Here is a 20,077-nt window from a genome sequence, read left to right as displayed (position 1 = left end):
CGCCGCGCTCGCGGGCGGCGCGGGCGGTGAGGCGGTCGGCCTCGTCGCGCAGCTCGGCGGCGCGGCGCTGGGCGCGCTCCAGCTCCTTGGTGAGGTCGCGGACCTCACGCTCGGCCTGGGTGGCCGCGTTGCCCGCGGACTCGGCCTGGACCTCGGTCATCGAACGGGCGCCGGTGATCTCGGCGACCTCCGGGTCGAACGCGCCGCCGCCGCCCACGATGTGGCGCGAGGCGTCGACGCCCGCGTCCTCCATGAGGCGGAAGATCTGGCGGCGCTGGTGCGGCAGGGAGAGGGAGACGACGGTGCCGCTGCGGCCGGCGCGGGCGGTACGGCCCGAGCGGTGCAGGTAGTCCTTGTGGTCGCCCGCCGGGTCCACGTTCAGGACCAGGTCGATGCCGTCGACGTGGATGCCGCGGGCGGCGACGTCGGTGGCGACCAGGGCGTTGACGTAGCCCTCCTTGAAGTCCGCGAGGACGCGCGTACGGGCGCCCTGCGTCATGCCGCCGTGCAGCGCGTCGGCCTTCACACCGGAGTCGCGGAGCTGCTCGGCGATGCGGTCGGCGCCCAGCTGGGTGCGTACGAAGATGATGGTGCGGCCCTTGCGGGAGGCGATCGCGGCGGTGACCGGCGCCTTGTCGCGGGGCTTCACGATCAGGATGTGGTGCGTCATGGTCGTGACGTTGCCCTGGGCGCTGTCGACCTCGTGCGTCACCGGGTTGTTCAGGTAGCGCTTGACCAGCGTGGAGATCTCGTTCTCCATCGTGGCGGAGAACAGCATGCGCTGGCCGCCGGCCGGGACCTGGTCGAGCAGCTCGGTGACCTCGGGCAGGAAGCCCAGGTCGGACATCTGGTCGGCCTCGTCGAGGATCGCGACCTGGACGTTCTCCAGGGAGCAGGCGCCGCGGTTGATGATGTCGCGCAGCCGGCCCGGGGTGGCGACGAGGATGTCGACGCCGCGCTCGAGGGCGTAGATCTGGTTGCCCATCGACGTACCGCCGCAGACGACCTTCATCTTCAGGCCGAGCACGTCGCCGTACGGCTGCAGGGCGTCCGCGACCTGCATGGCGAGCTCACGGGTCGGGGTGAGGATGACGCCGCGGGGCTTCTTCTTGTCCGTGTGACCGCCGGCCAGGGTGGCGAGCAGCGGCAGGCCGAAGGAGAGGGTCTTGCCGGAGCCGGTGCGGCCGCGGCCCAGGATGTCCTTGCCGGCCAGGGCGTCCGGGATGGTCGCGGCCTGGATCGGGAAGGGGGTGTGCACGCCGTTGCGCGCGAGCTTGCGGACGACGCCGTCGGGGAGACCGAGGTCGGCGAAGGTGAGGCCGCCCTCTTCCTCGGAGTCGTCGGAGGCGTCGGCAGCGACGGCGCCGTCTTCGGAGGCGTCCGAGGCGGGGGCCTCGGCGGCCTGCTCGGTCGGGTCGGCGGCCTCGGCGGCCGGGGTCTCGTCGGCGGCCGGGTTCTCTGCCGTCTCGGCCTTCTCGGGGGTGACGGCGTCGGCTGCCTGGGTCTCGGTCACGGCCGTGACCTCGACGAGCTCGGTGTTCTCGGTCTCGTCCTGGACCTGGGCAGGCTGAACGTCAAAACTGGAAATGGACATGCGAAATGCGAAACCTTCCGGAGTCTCGGCACGCGCCCACAACTCCGTGATTTCGCAATGGACCGCCTCTATGCGGTCAGCCACGGCAAGGGAGAGTACGCGCCACGCGGCGCTCTCTTTGGCGGCGCCGGGCAAATGGGATCAAACGATCTACCACCATACGCACCCCCCACCCCAATTGGCAAACGCCCACCATAACGGGGCTATGTCCCCCCGCCTGACCAGCCCCAACCCCCCTCCGAACCCCTTCCCGACCTACGCCCCACCCCCCTTACGCGGGCCCCGCCTGTGGCGAAGGCTCCCCGCGTCCCGCGGGCTCCCCCACCCCGCCGTGCGCGGACGACGACGGCTCGGGCGAGGACGGCTCGGGCGGTGTGGGGGTCGGGGTCGCGGAGGTCGGGTCCGGCGAGGGCGTGCTGCGGGTCGGCCGGGGCCCGGGGCGGGGCCGGGTCGGCGAGGGCCGTCCGCCGTCGCGGGTGGGCGTGACGGTCGTGCCGCCGCCCCCGGCCCCGCCCGCCGAGGGCCTGTCTCCCGGAGCGGCGTCCTTTCCGCGCGCGGCGGCCGCCTTCTTTCCGCCCTTGCCGCTGCCCTTCCGGTCGTCCTTGCCGCCCTTGCCGTCCTTGTCGTCGTCGCCCCGGCGGCCGTCCTCCCGCCGCTCTCCGCGGGCACCGCCGGGCGTGACACTTCCCCCGTCCGGGGCGGCGGCCCCGCTCCGGTCACCGGCGGACCGCGCGGGGGCGGGCGCGCCGCTCCCGTCGTCGCCGATGCTCATACAGCCCGCGGTCGCCGCGACGGCCACCACGGCCGCGGCCCACCGGACGGAAACGTACAACTGGCGCACGGCCGAGCACCTCCGAAGGCGCTGGGGGAAGGGACGCCCTGCCCAACTCCCGCGCCCCGCAAGAGGACACGGACCGACCGCGCGCCGCCGACGGTCAGCCGTACCCCAACGCGTGCAGCCGTTCGTCGTCGATCCCGAAGTGATGCGCCACCTCGTGCACCACGGTGATCTCGGTCTCGGCGACGACGTCCTCGCGCGACTCGCACATCCGCAGCGTGGGCCCCCGGTAGATGGTGATGCGATCGGGCAGCACCCCCGCGTACCACTCACCGCGATCGGTGAGCGGAGTCCCCTCGTAGAGGCCGAGCAGCTCGGGATCGTCGCGCGGCGGCTCGTCCTCGACGAACACCGCCACGTTGTCCATGAGCCGCGTCAGCTCGGGAGGAATCCGGTCGAGCGCCTCGGCCACCAGTTCCTCGAACTCCTCACGCGTCATCTCCAGCACAAGCCCATTGTCGACCACACCCCGCGCTCACCACCTCCCCGCGCGGGCATAGCCACGGCCACACATGGGCATACGGGCCCAATGGGGCGCGACGTGACGGTCGTTCTGCGGAACCTGCGCGGTCTGCGCGGCGCGCCAGCCGCTCTCGTACGCCGCTACCGCGCAGGTCACCCGCCCCCGACCACGGACCTCACCAGCGCCCCGCACCCGTTCGGCCGCGCGGTGGGACTGGTGGCGGTGGTCATCCTGGGGGCCTGGCTCGGCCTGCTGATCGTGGGCAGCGTACGTACGCCGGTGGGGCCCATGGACACGCGCATGCAGCTGCGCCCCTCCCTCACGGGGGGCACGAAGATCGACGTGTCGCCGCTCGGTGCCCTGGAGCTGAACTCGCACGTGGCGCCGATCCGCCTGGACGTGGAGGTGGACCGCCTGGACCCGGTGCGCTCGGAGGCGCTCGTCGACCATCCGGAGCGGATCTCGGGCATGCAGGAGGAGGTGGCGGAGGACGTCGTCGTCGGCACGCTCGACCTGGCGGTACGTTCCTGCGCCGCCGTGGTCGCGGGGGCGACGGCACTCGGCCTCGCCGTCTACCGCCGCCCGCGCCGGGCCCTGGCGGCGGGCGGTCTGGCCCTCGCCCTCCTGGCGGCGTCCGGCACGGCGGCGTACGCGACCTGGAACCCCAAGTCGGTCCTGGAACCGAAGTTCTCCGGGCTGCTCAGCAGCGCCCCGTCCGTCGTCGGCAACGCCCGCAACATCGTCAGCGAATTCGACGTCTACCAGCGGGAGTTGGCCCGCCTGGTCACCAATGTGACGAAGCTCTACGACGTCACGTCCACCCTCCCCGCCTACGAGCCGGACCCGTCCACCATCCGGCTCCTGCACGTCTCGGACATCCACCTCAACCCGGCGAGCTGGAAGATCATCGCTTCCCTCGTGGAGCAGTACGAGATCGACGTGATCGTCGACTCCGGGGACACGATGGACCACGGCACCGCGGCCGAGAACGCCTTCCTGGACCCGATCGAGGACCTGGGGGCGCCGTACGTATGGGTGCGCGGCAACCACGACTCGACAGCGACGCAGCGCTATCTCAAGAAGCTCAAGAACACCCACGTGCTCGACGACAGCAAGCCGGTCGACGTCGCGGGCCTGCGCTTCGCCGGCATCGGGGACCCCCAGTTCACGCCGGACCGCTCGGTGAAGCAGGAGGGCAACCCGGTCGAGGAGATGGCGGGCCTCATCCTCGCCGCGTCGCTGCGCGAGCAGGCCGCCAAGGGGACGCCGGTCGACATCGCGGTCGCGCACAACCCCACGGCCGCGCGGCAGACGGACGGCACGGTGCCCCTCGTCCTCGCGGGCCACGTGCACCACCAGGAAATGGAGGTCATGGACAAGGGCACGCGGCTGCGCATCGAGGGCTCGACGGGCGGCAGCGGGCTGCGCGCGGTCGAGGGCGAGCACCCCGACCCGGTCGAGACCTCGGTCCTCTACCTGGACCGTGCGACCAAGCGGCTGCAAGCCTGGGACGAGATCAAACTGGGCGGGCTCGGCCTGACGAAGGCGGAGGTCAGCCGCCATCTCCCCAAGGAGAACCAGCCCGGCGCCGACCCCTCCACGCCCCCACCGCCCCCGGCCTCGTCCCGGCCTTCCGGGGAGCGCGCCCCGAGCCCCCGATAACCGTTTTGGCGATCCCTCCTCCCATCCCATATGCTTCTCACGTCCCCGACGCGCTGCAAAGCGCCCACGGCGGGCCTCTTAGCCCTCATCGTCTAGTGGCCCAGGACGCCGCCCTTTCAAGGCGGTAGCACGGGTTCGAATCCCGTTGGGGGCACGCAACACCTGTGCGAGACTTGTGCTCGCACAAAGCTTGGTCCTGTGGAGCAGTTTGGAGTGCTCGCCACCCTGTCAAGGTGGAGGCCGCGGGTTCAAATCCCGTCAGGACCGCTTGCGATTTCCGCTCGCGGGGTCGCGTGGCTGGGTAGCTCAGTTGGTACGAGCGATCGCCTGAAAAGCGATAGGTCGCCGGTTCGATCCCGGCCCCAGCCACTTCCCCGAAGGCCCCGTCCACCTGGACGGGGCCTTCGCCGTGTGCCCCCCGGGCCGGGGCCGAAGCGTGCCCCTCCCCCCTGAGCTCCACCTCTCCCCCCACATACCGGCACCGTCGGCCTGGGCTGCCTTTAAGGGTCGGGAGCCGCCCTGCGGCACGACTGCCCACAGTGGGGAGCGGCAACAGCCCCCAGGCAGCAGGAACGTCGCGTCCCGCCGGGGCGCGGCCGAAGGGGCCGCGACCCCCACCGGCCGGTAGCCGCCAAACCGGCCGGAGGGGACGTGGCGGTATGTCCGCGCGCAGCTCGGGTGCGCACGCCGTCCGTGGGCGCAATGCATCCGGCGCCCCAGGCGCGAGCACGGACATACCGGCGCGGCCCCGCCCCACAACCGGGCAGAAGGCGAGCCACCCACCGGAGGGGAAGCCGAACGCCTAAGAGGAGGAGACGTCGACCTCGGCGTCCACCGCAGCCGCAGCCGCAGACCGGCGGCGCAGCAGGAACACCACGCCCGCCACCACCACGACCCCCACCAACAGCACCCAGTCCGGCACCGAGTCCCCGACCCGCCCCGCCCACTCCTGCACGGCGAACGAGTCGTCCACGTTCAACAGCCCAGGCAGCGCCGCAGCCCCGTCGTACGCCAGGAAGAGCGCCCCAAGCAGCACAAAGAAGAGCCCGGACAGCACCGACGTCGTATGCAGCTCAAAGCGCCCCACCCGGAACACCCGCCCCCGCAGCCACCGCCGCCGCCCCAACTCGAACCGCTCCCACAACACGGCGAGCACGAACAACGGCACAGCCATCCCCAGGGCGTACACGGCCAGCAGCGCACCCCCGTACACCGGACTGCCGCTCACGGCGGCCACCGTCAGCACGCTCCCGAGGATCGGCCCCGCGCAGAACCCGGCCAGCCCGTACACCGCCCCGAGCGCGTACACGGACACCGCCGTAGTGGGCCGGATCCGCCCGGACAGCTCGGCCATGCGCCGCGAGGCGAACCCGAGGCCCACCACCTGCGCGACACCCAGGGCGATGATCAGCCACCCGGCCCAGAAGACGAGCTGCTCCCGGTGCCCGAAGAAGAACCGCCCGGCCACGGACCCGGCGGCCCCCAGCGGCACCAGCGTCGTGGCGAGCCCGGCGTAGAAGATCCCGGTACGGGCGAGCAGCCGAGAAGTCGAGTCGATGGAGTAGGCGAAGAAGGCGGGCAGCAGAAGCGCACTACAAGGACTGACAAGAGCAAGCAGCCCCGCGAGAAAGGCGGCGAAGTACCCAACATCGGCACTCACTTCTTGGCACCCTTCCCCGCAGCACCCTTCGCCGCCTCGATGGCCTGCTCGAACACGGCATCAGGCTGCGCCCCCGCAATGGGCTGCCCGTTGATCACGAACGACGGCGTGGACGTGGCACCGAGCTTGTACCCCTCGTCCTGGTCCCTCTTCACGGCGGCCTTCGCGGCGTCACTGCCCGCGTCGTCCATGAACCGCCCGACGTCCCCGACCCCGGCCTCGCGCGCGAGCTCCTTCAGGCGCCCGTCGCCGAACCCCTTCTCCTTGGCGCCGTCCGCGTACGCGGCCTCGTGGAACTGCCAGAACCGACCCTGCTTCCCGGCGGCCCAGGCACCACGAGCGGCCCGCTCGGAGTCCTCGCCGAAGATGGGGAAGTTCCGCCACTCGATGCGGAGCGTCCCGTCCTCGACGTACTTCTTCACCAGCTCCGGCTCGGTGTCGCGCGCGAACTTCCCGCAGAACCCGCACTTGAAGTCGGCGTACTCGATCATGACGACGGGGGCGTCCGCCTTGCCCTGGGCGAGCGGGTCCTTGGCGTCGCGCCGGGCGAGCGCCTCCAGCTCGGGGTAGACGCCCGCTCGCGGGGCGGCGGAGGAGGAGTCGCCGCCCCCGGCGCCGGAGCCCTTCTCGGCACGGGCGACGGACGGCTCCTCGGGCTTGGTGGCGGTGTACGAGGCGACGCCGAGCAGCGTGGCGGCGACGGCCACACCGGCGACGACGGCGACGTTCTTCTTCTTGCTCGCGGACTTCTTGCTCGCGGACTTCTTGCTCGCGGACGTCTTGCTCGCGGACTTGTTCTCGCTCGCGGACATGCTGATGCACTTCTCCTGTTGCGTACGTATGTGTAGGGACCCCTGGGACAGGGGCCCCTACACGCGCAGAACGGAGAGATCTATCGGCGAGGGCGGCACAAGGGCGGGCGGCGCGCGCCCGGGCGAGAGGGTGAGGACGGCCTGGTCGGCGATCCAGGAGCAGCCGGAAGCGGCGCGGGTGTCATACAGCGCGGGCAACAACTCGTACGAGGTGGGAACCCGCGGCGGCGCGGCGGGCCGCTGCACGTCATCGCCCCGATCGCCCTTGCCACAGCCGGGCACACCCGGCCCGTCGTCGGCCTGGACGAAGACGCCGGCCTCGGATGCCCCTGGGGCCACGGCCCCGGCGACCTGCGCCTGGGCGGACCCGGCGAACTGAACCCCGGCCGACCCGACCCCCCGCGCCCCGGCGGAGCCACACAGCACACCGACCCCGAGCACGACGACCAGCACCCCCACCAGGGAGCACCACGCAAGCCGCGCACGGGACCACATGCCCGGAATCGTACGTGCTTCCCCACGCCCCACGGGAAATCGGTTGGCCGTTCCCGAGCGCCGGGTGAGATCCTGGACCGCGTATGTCTACGCAGCCCGCCCTCACCCTCGACGCCCTCGCCCCCCGCCTGACGGAGCTCTCGCTGCGCGATGAGCACCGCATCGGCAGGCGGCTCGAAGGCGCGCGCCGGATCCGCAAGCCCGAGGCCCGCGCCGCCGTCCTCGCGGAGATCGCGGAGGACGTGGAGAAGGCGGCGGCCAGGATGGCGGGCCGCGCTTCGGGCGTGCCCGCGATCACGTATCCCGAGCAGCTCCCGGTCAGCCAGAAGAAGGACGACATCCTGGAGGCGATCCGCGACCACCAGGTCGTGATCGTCGCGGGGGAAACGGGATCCGGGAAAACGACCCAGATCCCGAAGATCTGTCTCGAACTGGGCCGAGGCGTGCGCGGCCTGATCGGCCACACCCAGCCCCGCCGGATCGCGGCCCGCACGGTCGCCGAGCGCGTGGCCGAGGAGATGAACACGCCGCTGGGCGAGGCGGTCGGCTGGAAGGTCCGCTTCACCAACCAGGTGAACCCGAACAGCACCTACGTGAAGCTGATGACGGACGGCATCCTGCTGGCCGAGATCCAGACGGACCGCGAGCTGCGCGCGTACGACACGATCATCATCGACGAGGCCCACGAGCGCAGCCTCAACATCGACTTCCTGCTGGGCTATCTCGCGCAGCTGCTCCCCAAGCGCCCGGACCTGAAGGTCGTGATCACCTCCGCGACCATCGACCCGGAGCGTTTCTCGCGCCACTTCGGGGACGCCCCGATCGTCGAGGTCAGCGGACGCACGTATCCCGTGGAGGTCCGTTATCGCCCGCTCCTCGAAGAGGAGGGCGACGACCCGGACCGCGACCAGATCACCGCGATCACGGACGCCGTCGAGGAGCTCCAGGCGGAGGGCAAGGGCGACATCCTGGTCTTCCTCTCCGGCGAGCGCGAGATCCGGGACACGGCGGACGCGCTGAACAAGAAGAACTACAAGTTCACGGAAGTCCTCCCCCTCTACGCCCGCCTCTCGCACGCCGAGCAGCACCGCGTCTTCCAGCAGCACACGGGCCGAAGAATCGTCCTGGCGACCAACGTCGCCGAGACGTCCCTGACCGTCCCGGGCATCAAGTACGTCATCGACCCGGGCACGGCCCGCATCTCGCGCTACAGCCACCGCACCAAGGTGCAGCGCCTGCCCATCGAGGCGATCTCGCAGGCCAGCGCCAACCAGCGCAAGGGCCGCTGCGGCCGTACGTCGGACGGCATCTGCATCCGGCTGTACTCCGAGGACGACTTCCTCGCCCGCCCGGAGTTCACGGACGCCGAGATCCTGCGTACGAACCTCGCGTCCGTCATCCTCCAGATGACCGCGGCCGGCCTCGGGGACATCGAGAAGTTCCCGTTCATCGACCCGCCGGACCACCGGAACATCCGGGACGGCGTCCAACTCCTCCAGGAACTGGGCGCGCTCGACCCCACGCAGAAGGACCCGAAGAAGCGCCTCACCCAGCAGGGCCGCAAGCTCGCCCAGCTCCCCGTCGACCCGCGCCTGGCCCGCATGGTCCTGGAGGCCGACAAGAACGGCTGCGTACGCGAGGTCATGGTGATCGCCGCCGCGCTGTCCATCCAGGACCCGCGCGAGCGCCCCGCCGACAAGCAGACGCAGGCCGACCAGCAGCACGCCCGCTTCAAGGACGAGACGTCCGACTTCCTCGCGTATCTGAACCTGTGGCGGTACGTGCGCGAGCAGCAGAAGGAACTCGGCTCCTCCGCCTTCCGCCGCATGTGCAAACGGGAGTATCTGAACTTCCTGCGCATCCGCGAGTGGCAGGACATCTACACGCAGCTGCGTACGGTCGCCAAGCAGATGGACATCCACCTCAACGAGGACGACGCCGCCGAGCAGCACGTGCACGTCTCACTCCTCGCCGGACTGCTCTCGCACGTGGGCATGAAGGACGTGAAGGACGGCGCGAAGAACGAGTATCTGGGCGCCCGCAGCGCCAAGTTCGCCGTCTTCCCGGGCTCCGCCCTCTTCAAGAAGCCGCCGCGCTTCATCATGTCGGCCGAGCTGGTCGAGACGTCCCGGCTGTGGGCCCGCGTCAACGCGAAGATCGAACCGGAGTGGGTCGAGCCGCTGGCCCAGCACCTGCTCAAGCGCACGTACAGCGAGCCGCACTGGGAGAAGGACCAGGCGGCCGTCATGGCGTACGAGAAGGTGACGCTGTACGGCGTCCCGATCATCAGCGACCGCAAGGTGAACTACGGCCGCATCGACCCCGAGACGAGCCGCGACCTTTTCATTCGCAACGCACTCGTCGAGGGCGACTGGCGCACCCACCACAAGTTCTTCGCCGACAACCGCAAGCTGCTCACCGAGGTCGAGGAGCTGGAGCACCGCGCCCGGCGGCGCGACATCCTCGTGGACGACGAGACACTGTTCGACTTCTACGACCAGCGGGTGCCCGAGGACGTCGTGTCCGGCGCGCACTTCGACTCCTGGTGGAAGAAGAAGCGCCATGAGGAGCCGGAGCTGCTCGACTTCGAGCGGTCGATGCTCATCAACGAGCGCGCGGGCGACGTGTCGAAGGACGACTATCCGGACACGTGGCGTCAGGGGCCGCTGAAGTTCAGGGTGACGTACCAGTTCGAGCCGGGCGCGGACGCGGACGGCGTGACCGTCCACATCCCGCTCCAGGTGCTCAACCAGGTGTCGTCCGACGGCTTCGACTGGCAGATCCCGGGCCTGCGCGAGGAGGTCGTGACCGAGCTGATCCGCTCCCTGCCGAAGCCGATCCGCCGCCACTACGTCCCGGCGCCCAACTACGCCAAGGAGTTCCTGAAGCGGGCCACGCCCCTCCAGGAACCGCTGCACGTCACCCTGGGGCGCGAGCTGCAGAAGATGGTCGGCGTGCCGGTGCACGGCGACGACTTCGACCTGACGCGCGTACCCGACCACCTGAAGATCACCTTCCGGGTCACCGACGAGCGGCGCCGCAAGCTGGCCGAGGACAAGGACCTGGAGGCGCTGAAGCTCCAGCTCAAGCCGAAGGCCCGCAAGGCCCTGTCGCAGGCGGCCGCGGCGACGGCGGAGCGCTCCGGCGGCGAGTCCGTGGAACGGTCCGGCCTCACGGACTGGACGATCGGCGCCCTCTCGCGCGTCTTCGAGACCAGGCGCGCGGGCCAGCCCGTGAAGGCGTACCCGGCCCTGGTCGACGACGGCGACACCGTCTCCGTACGCCTCTTCGACACCGAGGCGGAGCAGACGCGGGCGATGTGGCGCGGCACCCGCCGCCTGATCCTGCGCAACATCCCGGTGAACCCGGCGAAGTTCGCCCAGGACAAGCTCACCAACCAGCAGAAGCTCGCCCTGTCCGCGAACCCGCACGGCTCCATGCAAGCCCTCTTCGACGACTGCGCCACGGCCGCGGCGGACAAGCTCATCGGGGACTTCGGCGGGCCCGCGTGGGACGAGGAGTCGTACCGCAAGCTGTACGAGAAGGTGCGCGCGGAGATCGTCGACACGACCGTGCACGCGGTCGCCCAGGTCCAGCAGGTCCTCGCCGCCTGGCAAGCCTGCGAGCGCCGCCTGAAGTCCACGAAGAGCCCGGCGCTGCTGCCGAACCTCACGGACGTCCGCGGGCAGCTCGACGCCCTGATCAAGCCCGGCTTCGTCACGGACACGGGGATACGCCGGCTGCCCGACCTGATGCGCTACATGGTCGCCGCCGACCGCCGGCTCCAGCAGATGCCGACGAACGTCCAGCGGGACACCACGCGCATGGAGAAGGTCCGCGAGATGCGCGACGAGTACGCGTGGCTGCTCGAACAGCTGCCGCAGGGGCGGCCCGTACCGCGCGAGGTCCTGGACATCCGCTGGATGATCGAGGAGCTCCGCGTCAGCTACTTCGCGCACGCGCTCGGAACGGCGTACCCCGTCTCCGACAAACGCATCGTGAAGGCCATCGACGCCGCCGCCCCCTAGCCGTACGCCCGTGACGGACCGCTCACACAGAGCGAGTTCGACCCGGGGGTCGAGCTGCTGTAGAGTCTCTTCTCGCAGCCCAGGGCAACAATCAGAGCTGCGAAACCTGGTCCTGTGGAGCAGTTTGGAGTGCTCGCCACCCTGTCAAGGTGGAGGCCGCGGGTTCAAATCCCGTCAGGACCGCAGTGAAGTCAGGACCGCAGTGAAGTCAGCGGGCCGCATCCGACAAGGATGCGGCCCGCTTTCGCGTTGGGCACGCGACCACACCCCGTCGCCGCCGGCGCCCGCATGCCCCTGCCACGCACCGGGGTTGACGGAGTCACATTCCGCCGGTACCCCGGATAAGGGAGCGAGCCGCCCGCTCCCGAGGAGGTGGCGCATGCCCGCATACCCCGCATCCGCCCGGCACGAGACACGGGCCCTGCTGCGCGCCCACCTCGCGGCGGCCACCAGCTACCGCCATCTGACCCGGCACTGCCCCATCTGCCACCGGCTCCTGCGCCTCGCCATGGAGCCCTCCGGCGAGGCCCGTGAGCCCACAGAGGCCACCGAGGCCCCAGAAGCCGCCCCAGAGCAATGCGAGGACGAAAGCCCTCCCAAGGCATGACCAAAGCCGAGGCGCCGCACGCCCGCCGAGTGGGAAGCTGAAAGGTGAGCGGGAGTGTTCTCCCGATACCGGCGCGCTTCGCCTCCTCTAGCGCACGGGCATCGAGGGCAACAAGCCACGGTTCGTGTGACGGTAGTCACCGAATGAGTTTTGGAAACCCCGGAACTTACACCTGCCCTACAACAGGTCAATCTAATATGTGCAATTGCACCACCTGACGCGCCGCCTTGACGACGCGCCTCCCGGCCCCTCAGGGCCCGCCGGACAGGCTCCCCCAGGGATCAACAGGACGGCCCACAGAGGCCCCCAACAGCGCGCACCGGCGTGCGCCGGGCCGGTCCGGAGCACGGACGCGACGACCCCCTCCGGGCGCGGGCACAAAAAAATCGCGCTGGACCCGGCGGAGTCCAGCGCGATCAACGACGCACCCAAGTGGCACAGGCGTGGGGCCCGTTGGGGCGGGTCCCGTGTCGTGTGTAGCTATATGTCGGACGTTACGGCCAGGTTGGGGGACCCGGCAGCGGTGGTGCTCATCGTCCGATGTGTACTGCTTACTGCTGCTTAGTGCACAAACGCCGTGCTCAGGCCTCGCTGCGCTGCTGCGGGATGCCCGCCAGCAGAGCGCGGACCTCAGCCTCGCGGTAACGGCGGTGTCCGCCGAGCGTGCGAATCGACGTGAGCTTGCCAGCCTTGGCCCAGCGCGTGACCGTCTTGGGGTCGACGCGGAACATCGTGGCGACCTCAGCCGGGGTCAGCAGCGGCTCGGCATCAGGGGTGCGAGCGGTCATGAGCGGCCTCCTCGGGAGAACCGAACCTTCTCGGTTCATTCCTCTAAATTCTGCACCTTGACCCGCGTTGCCCGAAATGGCGGACGCGAGTCGAGTCGGTTATAGGACGAACGGCTTGTCCTCGGCACTACAACTACACCATCCGTCCAGCCGCGTCGGCCAAACCGATGGAATTGCCCTCCCAGGTGTCCATCAGCGACGGAAGCCGATGGACCATGCCATAGCGGACAGTCACGCCACAGTGACGATCAGTCACAGAGCGATCAGGAGTCAACAGACCCCCCATAGCGTGCAATGCCGAGCATTCCGCCCATAGTTGGATGGAAGGAGCCCTGTCCGGACTCCTTGTCCTATTTTGGCACGAGGAAGGCCGATCGGCGCAAGGGTCAGTTAAGTGCGGTCCATCACGCTTGAGGCAAAGGCCCGGATCGGGACCTACGTCCCGGCAACGGGACATCGACGCAAGGGCGCACCGGAGCGTTGCGCCGTCAGTTCGAGAACTGGCGCTCCCTGACCGCGCGCCAACGCTCCACGAGCCTCGCATACGCCTCGCCGGCCCCCGCCCCGTCGCCGGCCCGCAGCGCGGCGATCCCCGCGGCCACGTCCGCCGCCGAGTGGTCCTCGTCGAGCAGTTCCTCCGGCAGCGCGTGCACCAGGCCGCCGTAGTCCAGCTCCACCAGCGAGCGCGGGTGGAACTCCTCCAGCCACCGGCCGACGTCCACCAGGCCGTCGATGAGCGGCCCCTCGTCCATCGCGTCCCGCAGGGCCTTCAGGCCGCGCGCCACCCGGCGCCGCGCCTGCACCATCGGCGTGCGGTACCGCAGCACCGGCGCCCCGGCCCCGGACGGCTCCTCCGCGCCCGCGCCGGCGACGCCCTCGGCCCCATCGGCCTCGTCGCCCCCGTCGCTCTGGTAGGCCCGCTCGAAGCACCGCTCCTCGTCGGACACCAGCACGAACCAGTTCAGCGGCACGTGCCAGGTCGCGGTGCGGATCCACGGGCGGGCGTCGGGGTTGCGGGCCAGCCACTGCTCGTAGTCCGCGGCGGCCTGGCGGCGCACCACCGGCGGCAGCACCGCGTCCAGGACCGGCGTCGGGAGCTGCCCGGCGAGCTCGCCCAGGGCCTGCCAGCCGCGCAGCCGGGTGCGCCAGGGGCAGACGCACACCACGCCGTCCGTCTCCAGGACGAACGCGTCGCTGCTCTCGTGCACCGGCACCGGAACGGGCGGCGTGGGCACCAAGTCGGCCAGGGAGCGGCGGAGTTCGTCCTGGTACGAGGGGCGGCCGGGGCGCCGGGCATAGCGCGCCCAGTGGCTGCGCTCGGGCTCCGGGAAGGCCGCGAGGGGCTCATACACACGCAAGTACGACGCGTACGGGACGATCACCGAGGACACCTTGGGCACGGCTCCTCCCCTCCCCCGCGTACCGGCTGGAAAACACTGCAAATCGTGCCATGGCCGAACAGTGCCGTACTCCGTCCTGCGACCCCGGTGCGTCCCCGCCAGGCGGGACATTGGGTACCCCCCGCCGCACCCCGACATAGTGATGCCGAACGTGTGCGGCGCCCGGGTCCCCTCAGGCTCTACTCTCAGGCTCTACCCTCATGGCAAACGGGGGCCCGCCACCCGCACGGGAACCCGCCCAACCGCCGCTACGCAACCGGGAGTCACCACCGTGACCGATGTAACCGACGGCGTCCTGCACACCCTCTTCCACTCGGATCAGGGGGGCCACGAGCAGGTCGTGCTCTGCCAGGACCGCGCCAGCGGACTCAAGGCCGTCATCGCCATCCACTCCACCGCCCTGGGCCCCGCCCTCGGCGGCACGCGCTTCTACTCCTACGCCACCGAGGAAGAGGCCGTCGCCGACGCGCTGAACCTCGCGCGCGGGATGTCGTACAAGAACGCCATGGCCGGCCTCGACCACGGCGGCGGCAAGGCCGTCATCATCGGCGACCCCGACAAGATCAAGAGCGAGGAGCTGCTCCTCGCCTACGGCCGTGCCGTGGCCTCGCTCGGCGGCCGCTACGTGACGGCCTGCGACGTCGGTACGTACGTCGCCGACATGGACGTCGTCGCGCGCGAGTGCCGCTGGACCACCGGGCGCTCCCCGGAGCACGGCGGCGCCGGCGACTCCTCCGTGCTCACCGCCTTCGGCGTCTTCCAGGGCATGCGGGCCTCCGCCCAGCACCTGTGGGGCGACCCCTCGCTGCGCGGCCGCAAGGTCGGCGTCGCGGGCGTCGGCAAGGTCGGCCACATCCTCGTGGAGCACCTGCTCCAGGACGGCGCCGAGGTCGTGATCACCGATGTGCGCGAGGACTCGCTCCTTCGCATCACCAGCAAGCACCCCGAGGTCACCGCGGTCGCCGACACGGAGACGCTGATCCGCACCGAGGGCCTGGACGTGTACGCGCCGTGCGCGCTCGGCGGCGCCCTCAACGACGACTCCGTGCCGGTGCTCACCGCCAAGGTGGTGTGCGGCGCGGCCAACAACCAGCTCGAGCACCCGGGCGTCGAGAAGGACCTCGCCGACCGCGGCATCCTCTACGCGCCCGACTACGTGGTGAACGCGGGCGGCGTCATCCAGGTCGCCGACGAGCTGCACGGCTTCGACTTCGACCGGTGCAAGGCGAAGGCGTCGAAGATCTTCGACACCACTCTTGCCATATTCGCACGTGCGAAGGCGGATGGGATTCCGCCCGCCGCGGCGGCCGACCGGATCGCCGAGCAGCGCATCGCGGACGCACGCCGCCGCTGACGTTCCGCCGTCGGACACGGGCCCGCCGGCGCCCTCGGGAGACAAGACTCACCCCCGTCGGCGGGTCGTCCGCCAAGAAGAGGTTAAAATCGCGGTTGACCAGCAAGGAAAGGGCACCTTGCCAGTCGTGCGCCTAGGCGCGTCCTGCGGGCGACGTACCGTATGGCCGCAGGAGCAGGTACCGTGGAAGCCCTACGGACCGGTCTCTCCATGGAGAGTCCGTTCTAGATCATGAACGCGTGTCAAGACTCTGGGGCCATGAAGCCCCGATACCGAGGGGGTCGAGCCATGGGGCGCGGCCGGGCCAAGGCCAAGCAGACAAAGGTCGCCCGCCAGCTGAAGTACAACAGCGGCGGGACTGACCTGTCGCGTCTGGCCAACGAGCTGGGCGCTTCGACTTCGCAGCAGCCGCCGAATGGCGAGCCGTTCGAGGACGAGGACGAGGAAGACGACCCGTACGCGCAGTACGCGGATCTGTACAACGACGACGAGGACGAAGAGGACGACCAGTCCGGTCCCTCGGCGCAACGTCGCGGCGCTTGACCTCGCGGCACTCGGGCATCACACAGAGTTCGCAGTTCGCGCCAATCCCGTAGCGACTGCACTTCACCCGGTCCGGGGTGGGAACACCGCCGGACCGGGTTTTGTGCTGTCCGCTCCCGGAGCGGGAGGCGAGGCGCGGCACGGGCCCGGCGCGACTACTTCGCGTACGCGCCCGTGAGCTCGGCGCCCGTCGTGTGCTCGCTGCCGCGGTCGGTGATCTCTCCCGCGACCCAGGCGTCCACGCCGCGGTCGGCGAGGGTCGTGAGGGCCACGTCGACCGAGTCCTGCGGGACCACGGCGATCATGCCGACGCCCATGTTCAGGGTCTTCTCCAGCTCCAGGCGCTCGACCTGTCCGGCGCGGCCGACCAGGTCGAAGACCGGGCCCGGCGTCCACGTGGCACGGTCCACAGTGGCGTGGAGGGTGTCGGGGATCACCCGGGCGAGGTTGGCCGCGAGGCCGCCGCCGGTGATGTGGCTGAAGGCGTGCACCTCGGTGGTGCGGAGCAGCGCCAGGCAGTCCAGGGAGTAGATCTTCGTGGGCTCCAGGAGCTCCTCGCCGAGCGTCCGGCCGAACTCCTCGACCTGCGCGTCGAGGCTCATCCCGGCGCGGTCGAAGAGCACGTGCCGCACCAGCGAATACCCGTTGGAGTGAAGGCCGGACGACGCCATGGCGATGACCGCGTCACCCGTACGGATGCGATCGGCGCCGAGGACGCGGTCGGCCTCGACGGCGCCCGTGCCCGCGCCCGCCACGTCGAAGTCGTCCGGGCCGAGCAGGCCCGGGTGCTCGGCGGTCTCGCCGCCGACGAGCGCGCAGCCCGCGAGGACACAGCCCTCGGCGATGCCCTTCACGATCGCGGCGACGCGCTCCGGGTGGACCTTGCCGACGCAGATGTAGTCGGTCATGAACAGCGGCTCGGCGCCGCACACGACGATGTCGTCCATGACCATGGCGACCAGGTCGTGGCCGATCGTGTCGTACACACCGAGCTGACGGGCGAGGTCGACCTTCGTGCCGACGCCGTCCGTGGCGGAGGCGAGCAGCGGGCGGTCGAAGCGCTTGAGGGCGGAGGCGTCGAAGAGGCCGGCGAAGCCGCCGAGGCCGCCGAGGCCCGCGACCTCGGGGCGCTGCGTCTTCTTCACCCACTCCTTCATCAGCTCTACGGCGCGGTCGCCGGCCTCGATGTCGACGCCGGCGGCTGCGTAACTGGCACCAGTTGTCTCAGACATTGCCTGGGATCTTTCGGGGTTGATGAATGGGCTCAGGGCCGACGGATCGCGTCGGCCGCGGCCGTGGCCGCCGGCCCCGCGGCGAGCTCCGTCTCCAGGAGCTGCTTGCCGAGGAGCTCCGGGTCGGGGAGGTCCATCGGGTACTCGCCGTCGAAGCAGGCGCGGCAGAGGTTCGGCTTGTCGATGGTGGTGGCCTCGATCATGCCGTCGATGGAGATGTACGAGAGCGAGTCGGCGCCCAGCGACGTGCCGATCTCCTCGATGCTCATGCCGTTGGCGATGAGCTCGGCGCGGGTGGCGAAGTCGATGCCGAAGAAGCAGGGCCACTTCACGGGCGGCGAGGAGATCCGGATGTGGACCTCGGCGGCGCCCGCCTCGCGGAGCATCTTCACCAGGGCACGCTGGGTGTTGCCGCGGACGATCGAGTCGTCGACGACCACCAGGCGCTTGCCCTTGATGACTTCCTTGAGGGGGTTCAGCTTCAGGCGGATGCCGAGCTGGCGGATGGTCTGCGAGGGCTGGATGAAGGTCCGGCCGACGTAGGCGTTCTTGACCAGTCCGGCGCCGAAGGGGATGCCGGACGCCTCCGCGTAACCGATCGCGGCGGGCGTGCCCGACTCCGGGGTCGCTATGACCAGGTCGGCCTCGACGGGGGCTTCCTTGGCCAGCTTGCGGCCCATCTCGACCCGCGAGAGGTAGACGTTCCGGCCGGCGATGTCGGTGTCGGGGCGCGCCAGATAGACGTACTCGAAGACACAGCCCTTGGGCTTCGCTTCCGCGAATCGAGACGTTCGCAGGCCGTTCTCGTCGATGGCGATGAACTCGCCCGGCTCGATCTCGCGGACGTAGGCGGCACCGCAGATGTCGAGCGCGGCGCTCTCGGAGGCGACCACCCAGCCGCGCTCCAGGCGGCCGAGGACCAGCGGGCGGATGCCCTGGGGGTCGCGGGCCGCGTACAGCGTGTGCTCGTCCATGAAGACGAGGCTGAAGGCGCCCTGGACCTGGGGAAGCACCGCGGCGGCGGCTTCCTCTATGGTCAGCGGCTTGCCGTCGCTGTCGGTCTGGGCGGCGAGGAGGGCCGTGAGCAGGTCGGTGTCGTTGGTGGCCGCCACGCGTGTGGTGCGGCCCTCCTGCTTGGGGAGGTCGGCGACCATCTCGGCGAGCTGGGCCGTGTTGACGAGGTTGCCGTTGTGGCCGAGGGCGATGGAGCCGTGGGCCGTGGCGCGGAAGGTGGGCTGGGCGTTCTCCCAGACGGAGGCTCCAGTCGTGGAGTAGCGGGCGTGACCGACCGCGATGTGTCCCTGGAGAGAACTGAGCGAGGTCTCGTCGAAGACCTGGGAAACAAGCCCCATGTCCTTGAAGACGAGGATCTGGGAGCCGTTGCTGACCGCGATTCCCGCGGATTCCTGGCCCCGATGCTGGAGGGCGTAGAGCCCGAAGTAAGTGAGCTTTGCGACCTCTTCGCCCGGAGCCCAGACACCGAAGACGCCGCAAGCGTCCTGGGGGCCCTTCTCGCCGGGAAGCAGATCGTGATTGAGTCGACCGTCACCACGTGGCACGCCACCGAGTGTAGGCGAGATCGACCACTGGTCCGAATTGGGGAATGTTCTGGCGGGGGCGCCCTGGGCGGTGGGGGTGCTTTCGTCCCCTTGTCGCCCAGGTGCCGTCACCGTGGGGCACCGTATTGTCGCGCTTCGCGCTCGTCCTCAAACGCCGGACGGGCTGATTTTGCCCCGGTGCTACTTCGGGTGCGGGGCCCTTGCCGTGACTGTGGTGCCGTCGTCTGTGGCCGTCAGGGTCAGGGTGCGGTCGTCCACCTTGTACGTGACCTTGCCGGCGAAGAGCTTCAGCATGGTCTTCTCGGTCTTGCCCTTGGCTCCCGCGCACATCATGCGGGTCGTCCTGGGTGCGCCGAGAGTGATCTCCCCGTCGCGCGGGGTGGCCTTCGCGGTGAAGTCGTTGCAGCCGAGGTTGCCGCGTGCGGTGCCGTCCGCGCCGAAGAGCAGGTCGACCTTGCCCGCGACCTCCTTGGGCAGGGACTGGGCCGTGGCGCGCTCGCCGACGGTGTGCACGGTCCAGCGGGTGCCCTGGAGCGGGGCTGCGGGCTTCGCGGGCGCGGAGGACAGGGCGATCCGGTCGCCCTTGGCGTTGGTGAGCGTCAGGCGGTCGTCGTCGACGCCGGCCTTGAGCTTGCCGTCGAGGGCGCGGGCGAGGCGCTGCTCGAAGTCGAGCGCGTCGCACGCCATGTCGGTGTGCACGCCCGGCTTGAAGTGGACGGTGTCGCCCTTCACGGAGACCTTGGCGCCGTAGCCGTTGCAGCCGAAGTTGCCTCCGGTGCCGCCCTTGCCGCCGAGCCGGACGTAGGCGCCCTCGGGGGCCTGCTGCTTCTTGCCGTCGACGGTGAGGCTGACGACGTTCCAGCGGACACCGGTCAGGTTCGCCTCGGAGCCGCCTTTACCGGGGCCGGCCTTGTCGGAACCGCCGTCGCCGGAGCCGGACTCGGAGCCGCAGGCAGCGAGCAGCCCGGCGGCGGCGAGGACGGTGAGGGTCTGGGTCACACGCTGCTTGTACATGTCATTGTGACGGGGCGGGCCGGGGAGC

Annotated in this window: 16 protein-coding genes and 4 tRNA genes; 9 read left to right on the top strand and 11 right to left on the bottom strand. The window is 70.3% G+C overall.

Annotation, left to right across the window (positions count from 1 at the left end):
- From STRAU_RS26170 to STRAU_RS26160, 3 genes are all read right to left on the bottom strand, one after another.
- A partial coding sequence (locus STRAU_RS26170) for a DEAD/DEAH box helicase (protein ID WP_106968044.1) occupies positions 1-1,594 on the bottom strand: 1,594 nt, incomplete at its 3' end.
- A gap of 271 nt (positions 1,595-1,865) precedes the next feature.
- On the bottom strand, positions 1,866-2,435 hold the full coding sequence (locus tag STRAU_RS41700; RefSeq protein ID WP_037661952.1) for a hypothetical protein: 570 nt from the start codon (positions 2,433-2,435) through the stop codon (positions 1,866-1,868).
- Positions 2,436-2,529: 94 nt separating this feature from the next.
- Positions 2,530-2,880, bottom strand: coding sequence for a metallopeptidase family protein (locus STRAU_RS26160; protein WP_016643405.1), 351 nt, complete (start codon positions 2,878-2,880; stop codon positions 2,530-2,532).
- 81 nt (positions 2,881-2,961) lie between these two features.
- Between STRAU_RS26160 and STRAU_RS26155 the strand changes: the two genes are divergently transcribed.
- The 4 genes from STRAU_RS26155 to STRAU_RS26140 all read left to right on the top strand — a co-directional run bounded on the left by STRAU_RS26155 (position 2,962) and on the right by STRAU_RS26140 (position 4,926).
- A complete protein-coding gene (locus STRAU_RS26155; RefSeq protein ID WP_016643407.1) occupies positions 2,962-4,557 on the top strand; it encodes a metallophosphoesterase family protein in 1,596 nt (531 codons plus the stop codon).
- An 81-nt stretch (positions 4,558-4,638) separates the two neighbouring features.
- Positions 4,639-4,711: transfer RNA gene (locus tag STRAU_RS26150), tRNA-Glu, on the top strand.
- Positions 4,712-4,749: 38 nt separating this feature from the next.
- Positions 4,750-4,824, top strand: a tRNA-Asp gene (locus tag STRAU_RS26145).
- A gap of 28 nt (positions 4,825-4,852) precedes the next feature.
- Positions 4,853-4,926, top strand: a tRNA-Phe gene (locus STRAU_RS26140).
- A 433-nt stretch (positions 4,927-5,359) separates the two neighbouring features.
- On the opposite strand, the gene STRAU_RS26135 is transcribed toward STRAU_RS26140, so the two are convergent.
- The 3 genes from STRAU_RS26135 to STRAU_RS39175 are packed head-to-tail and all read right to left on the bottom strand — an operon-like array spanning position 5,360 to position 7,524.
- On the bottom strand, positions 5,360-6,217 hold the full coding sequence (locus STRAU_RS26135; RefSeq protein WP_016643403.1) for a cytochrome c biogenesis CcdA family protein: 858 nt from the start codon (positions 6,215-6,217) through the stop codon (positions 5,360-5,362).
- Entirely contained in the window at positions 6,214-7,029 is an 816-nt protein-coding gene (locus STRAU_RS26130) for a DsbA family protein (protein ID WP_016643402.1), read from the bottom strand. Before STRAU_RS26130 ends, STRAU_RS26135 begins: the two co-directional genes overlap by 4 nt.
- Before the next feature lie 57 nt (positions 7,030-7,086).
- A complete protein-coding gene (locus STRAU_RS39175) occupies positions 7,087-7,524 on the bottom strand; it encodes a hypothetical protein (RefSeq protein WP_052029273.1) in 438 nt (145 codons plus the stop codon).
- An 83-nt stretch (positions 7,525-7,607) separates the two neighbouring features.
- Here STRAU_RS39175 and hrpA point away from each other — a divergent pair, with 83 nt between their 5' ends.
- The 3 genes from hrpA to STRAU_RS26110 all read left to right on the top strand — a co-directional run bounded on the left by hrpA (position 7,608) and on the right by STRAU_RS26110 (position 12,159).
- A complete protein-coding gene (gene hrpA / locus STRAU_RS26120) occupies positions 7,608-11,552 on the top strand; it encodes an ATP-dependent RNA helicase HrpA (RefSeq protein ID WP_016643400.1) in 3,945 nt (1,314 codons plus the stop codon).
- 108 nt (positions 11,553-11,660) lie between these two features.
- Positions 11,661-11,735 (top strand) — tRNA-Asp (locus STRAU_RS26115).
- A gap of 196 nt (positions 11,736-11,931) precedes the next feature.
- On the top strand, positions 11,932-12,159 hold the full coding sequence (locus tag STRAU_RS26110; RefSeq protein WP_016643399.1) for a DUF6274 family protein: 228 nt from the start codon (positions 11,932-11,934) through the stop codon (positions 12,157-12,159).
- 581 nt (positions 12,160-12,740) lie between these two features.
- Here STRAU_RS26110 and bldC read toward each other — a convergent pair.
- On the bottom strand, positions 12,741-12,947 hold the full coding sequence (gene bldC, locus STRAU_RS26105; protein WP_003949541.1) for a developmental transcriptional regulator BldC: 207 nt from the start codon (positions 12,945-12,947) through the stop codon (positions 12,741-12,743).
- Between the two features lie 488 nt (positions 12,948-13,435).
- Entirely contained in the window at positions 13,436-14,347 is a 912-nt protein-coding gene (locus tag STRAU_RS26100) for a DUF8083 family protein (protein WP_016643397.1), read from the bottom strand.
- Positions 14,348-14,618: 271 nt separating this feature from the next.
- Between STRAU_RS26100 and STRAU_RS26095 the strand changes: the two genes are divergently transcribed.
- The gene (locus STRAU_RS26095; RefSeq protein WP_016643396.1) at positions 14,619-15,701 is read left to right on the top strand and encodes a Leu/Phe/Val dehydrogenase; all 1,083 of its coding nucleotides are present in this window, start codon (positions 14,619-14,621) and stop codon (positions 15,699-15,701) included.
- A 288-nt stretch (positions 15,702-15,989) separates the two neighbouring features.
- Positions 15,990-16,244 carry a DUF3073 domain-containing protein gene (locus tag STRAU_RS26090; RefSeq protein ID WP_016643395.1) on the top strand — a complete coding sequence of 85 codons (255 nt, stop codon included), beginning with the start codon at positions 15,990-15,992 and terminating at the stop codon, positions 16,242-16,244.
- A 155-nt stretch (positions 16,245-16,399) separates the two neighbouring features.
- Here the strand turns inward: STRAU_RS26090 and purM are convergent, their stop codons facing one another.
- The 3 genes from purM to STRAU_RS26075 all read right to left on the bottom strand — a co-directional run bounded on the left by purM (position 16,400) and on the right by STRAU_RS26075 (position 20,034).
- Positions 16,400-17,476, bottom strand: a complete 1,077-nt coding sequence (purM, locus tag STRAU_RS26085; protein WP_016643394.1) for a phosphoribosylformylglycinamidine cyclo-ligase — start codon at positions 17,474-17,476, stop codon at positions 16,400-16,402.
- Positions 17,477-17,508: 32 nt separating this feature from the next.
- Positions 17,509-19,035 carry an amidophosphoribosyltransferase gene (purF, locus tag STRAU_RS26080; protein ID WP_016643393.1) on the bottom strand — a complete coding sequence of 509 codons (1,527 nt, stop codon included), beginning with the start codon at positions 19,033-19,035 and terminating at the stop codon, positions 17,509-17,511.
- A gap of 180 nt (positions 19,036-19,215) precedes the next feature.
- Complete coding sequence (locus STRAU_RS26075; RefSeq protein ID WP_259299982.1) at positions 19,216-20,034, bottom strand: META domain-containing protein; 819 nt, start codon at positions 20,032-20,034, stop codon at positions 19,216-19,218.
- Positions 20,035-20,077 lie beyond the last annotated feature (43 nt).

The organism is Streptomyces aurantiacus JA 4570, assembly GCF_000414115.1.
In the GTDB taxonomy this organism is placed as follows: Bacteria; Actinomycetota; Actinomycetes; order Streptomycetales; family Streptomycetaceae; genus Streptomyces; species Streptomyces aurantiacus_A.
This window is presented reverse-complemented; position numbering and strand designations above follow the sequence as displayed.

Excerpts from the sequence above, each read along its gene's own strand:
- STRAU_RS26110 (WP_016643399.1), top strand. The coding sequence starts at position 11,932 with ATGCCCGCATACCCCGCATCCGCCCGGCACGAGACACGGGCCCTGCTG.
- hrpA (WP_016643400.1), top strand. The coding sequence starts at position 7,608 with ATGTCTACGCAGCCCGCCCTCACCCTCGACGCCCTCGCCCCCCGCCTG.
- bldC (WP_003949541.1), bottom strand. The coding sequence starts at position 12,947 with ATGACCGCTCGCACCCCTGATGCCGAGCCGCTGCTGACCCCGGCTGAG.
- STRAU_RS26130 (WP_016643402.1), bottom strand. The coding sequence starts at position 7,029 with ATGTCCGCGAGCGAGAACAAGTCCGCGAGCAAGACGTCCGCGAGCAAG.
- purM (WP_016643394.1), bottom strand. The coding sequence starts at position 17,476 with ATGTCTGAGACAACTGGTGCCAGTTACGCAGCCGCCGGCGTCGACATC.
- STRAU_RS26090 (WP_016643395.1), top strand. The coding sequence starts at position 15,990 with ATGGGGCGCGGCCGGGCCAAGGCCAAGCAGACAAAGGTCGCCCGCCAG.
- STRAU_RS26155 (WP_016643407.1), top strand. The coding sequence starts at position 2,962 with ATGGGGCGCGACGTGACGGTCGTTCTGCGGAACCTGCGCGGTCTGCGC.
- STRAU_RS39175 (WP_052029273.1), bottom strand. The coding sequence starts at position 7,524 with ATGTGGTCCCGTGCGCGGCTTGCGTGGTGCTCCCTGGTGGGGGTGCTG.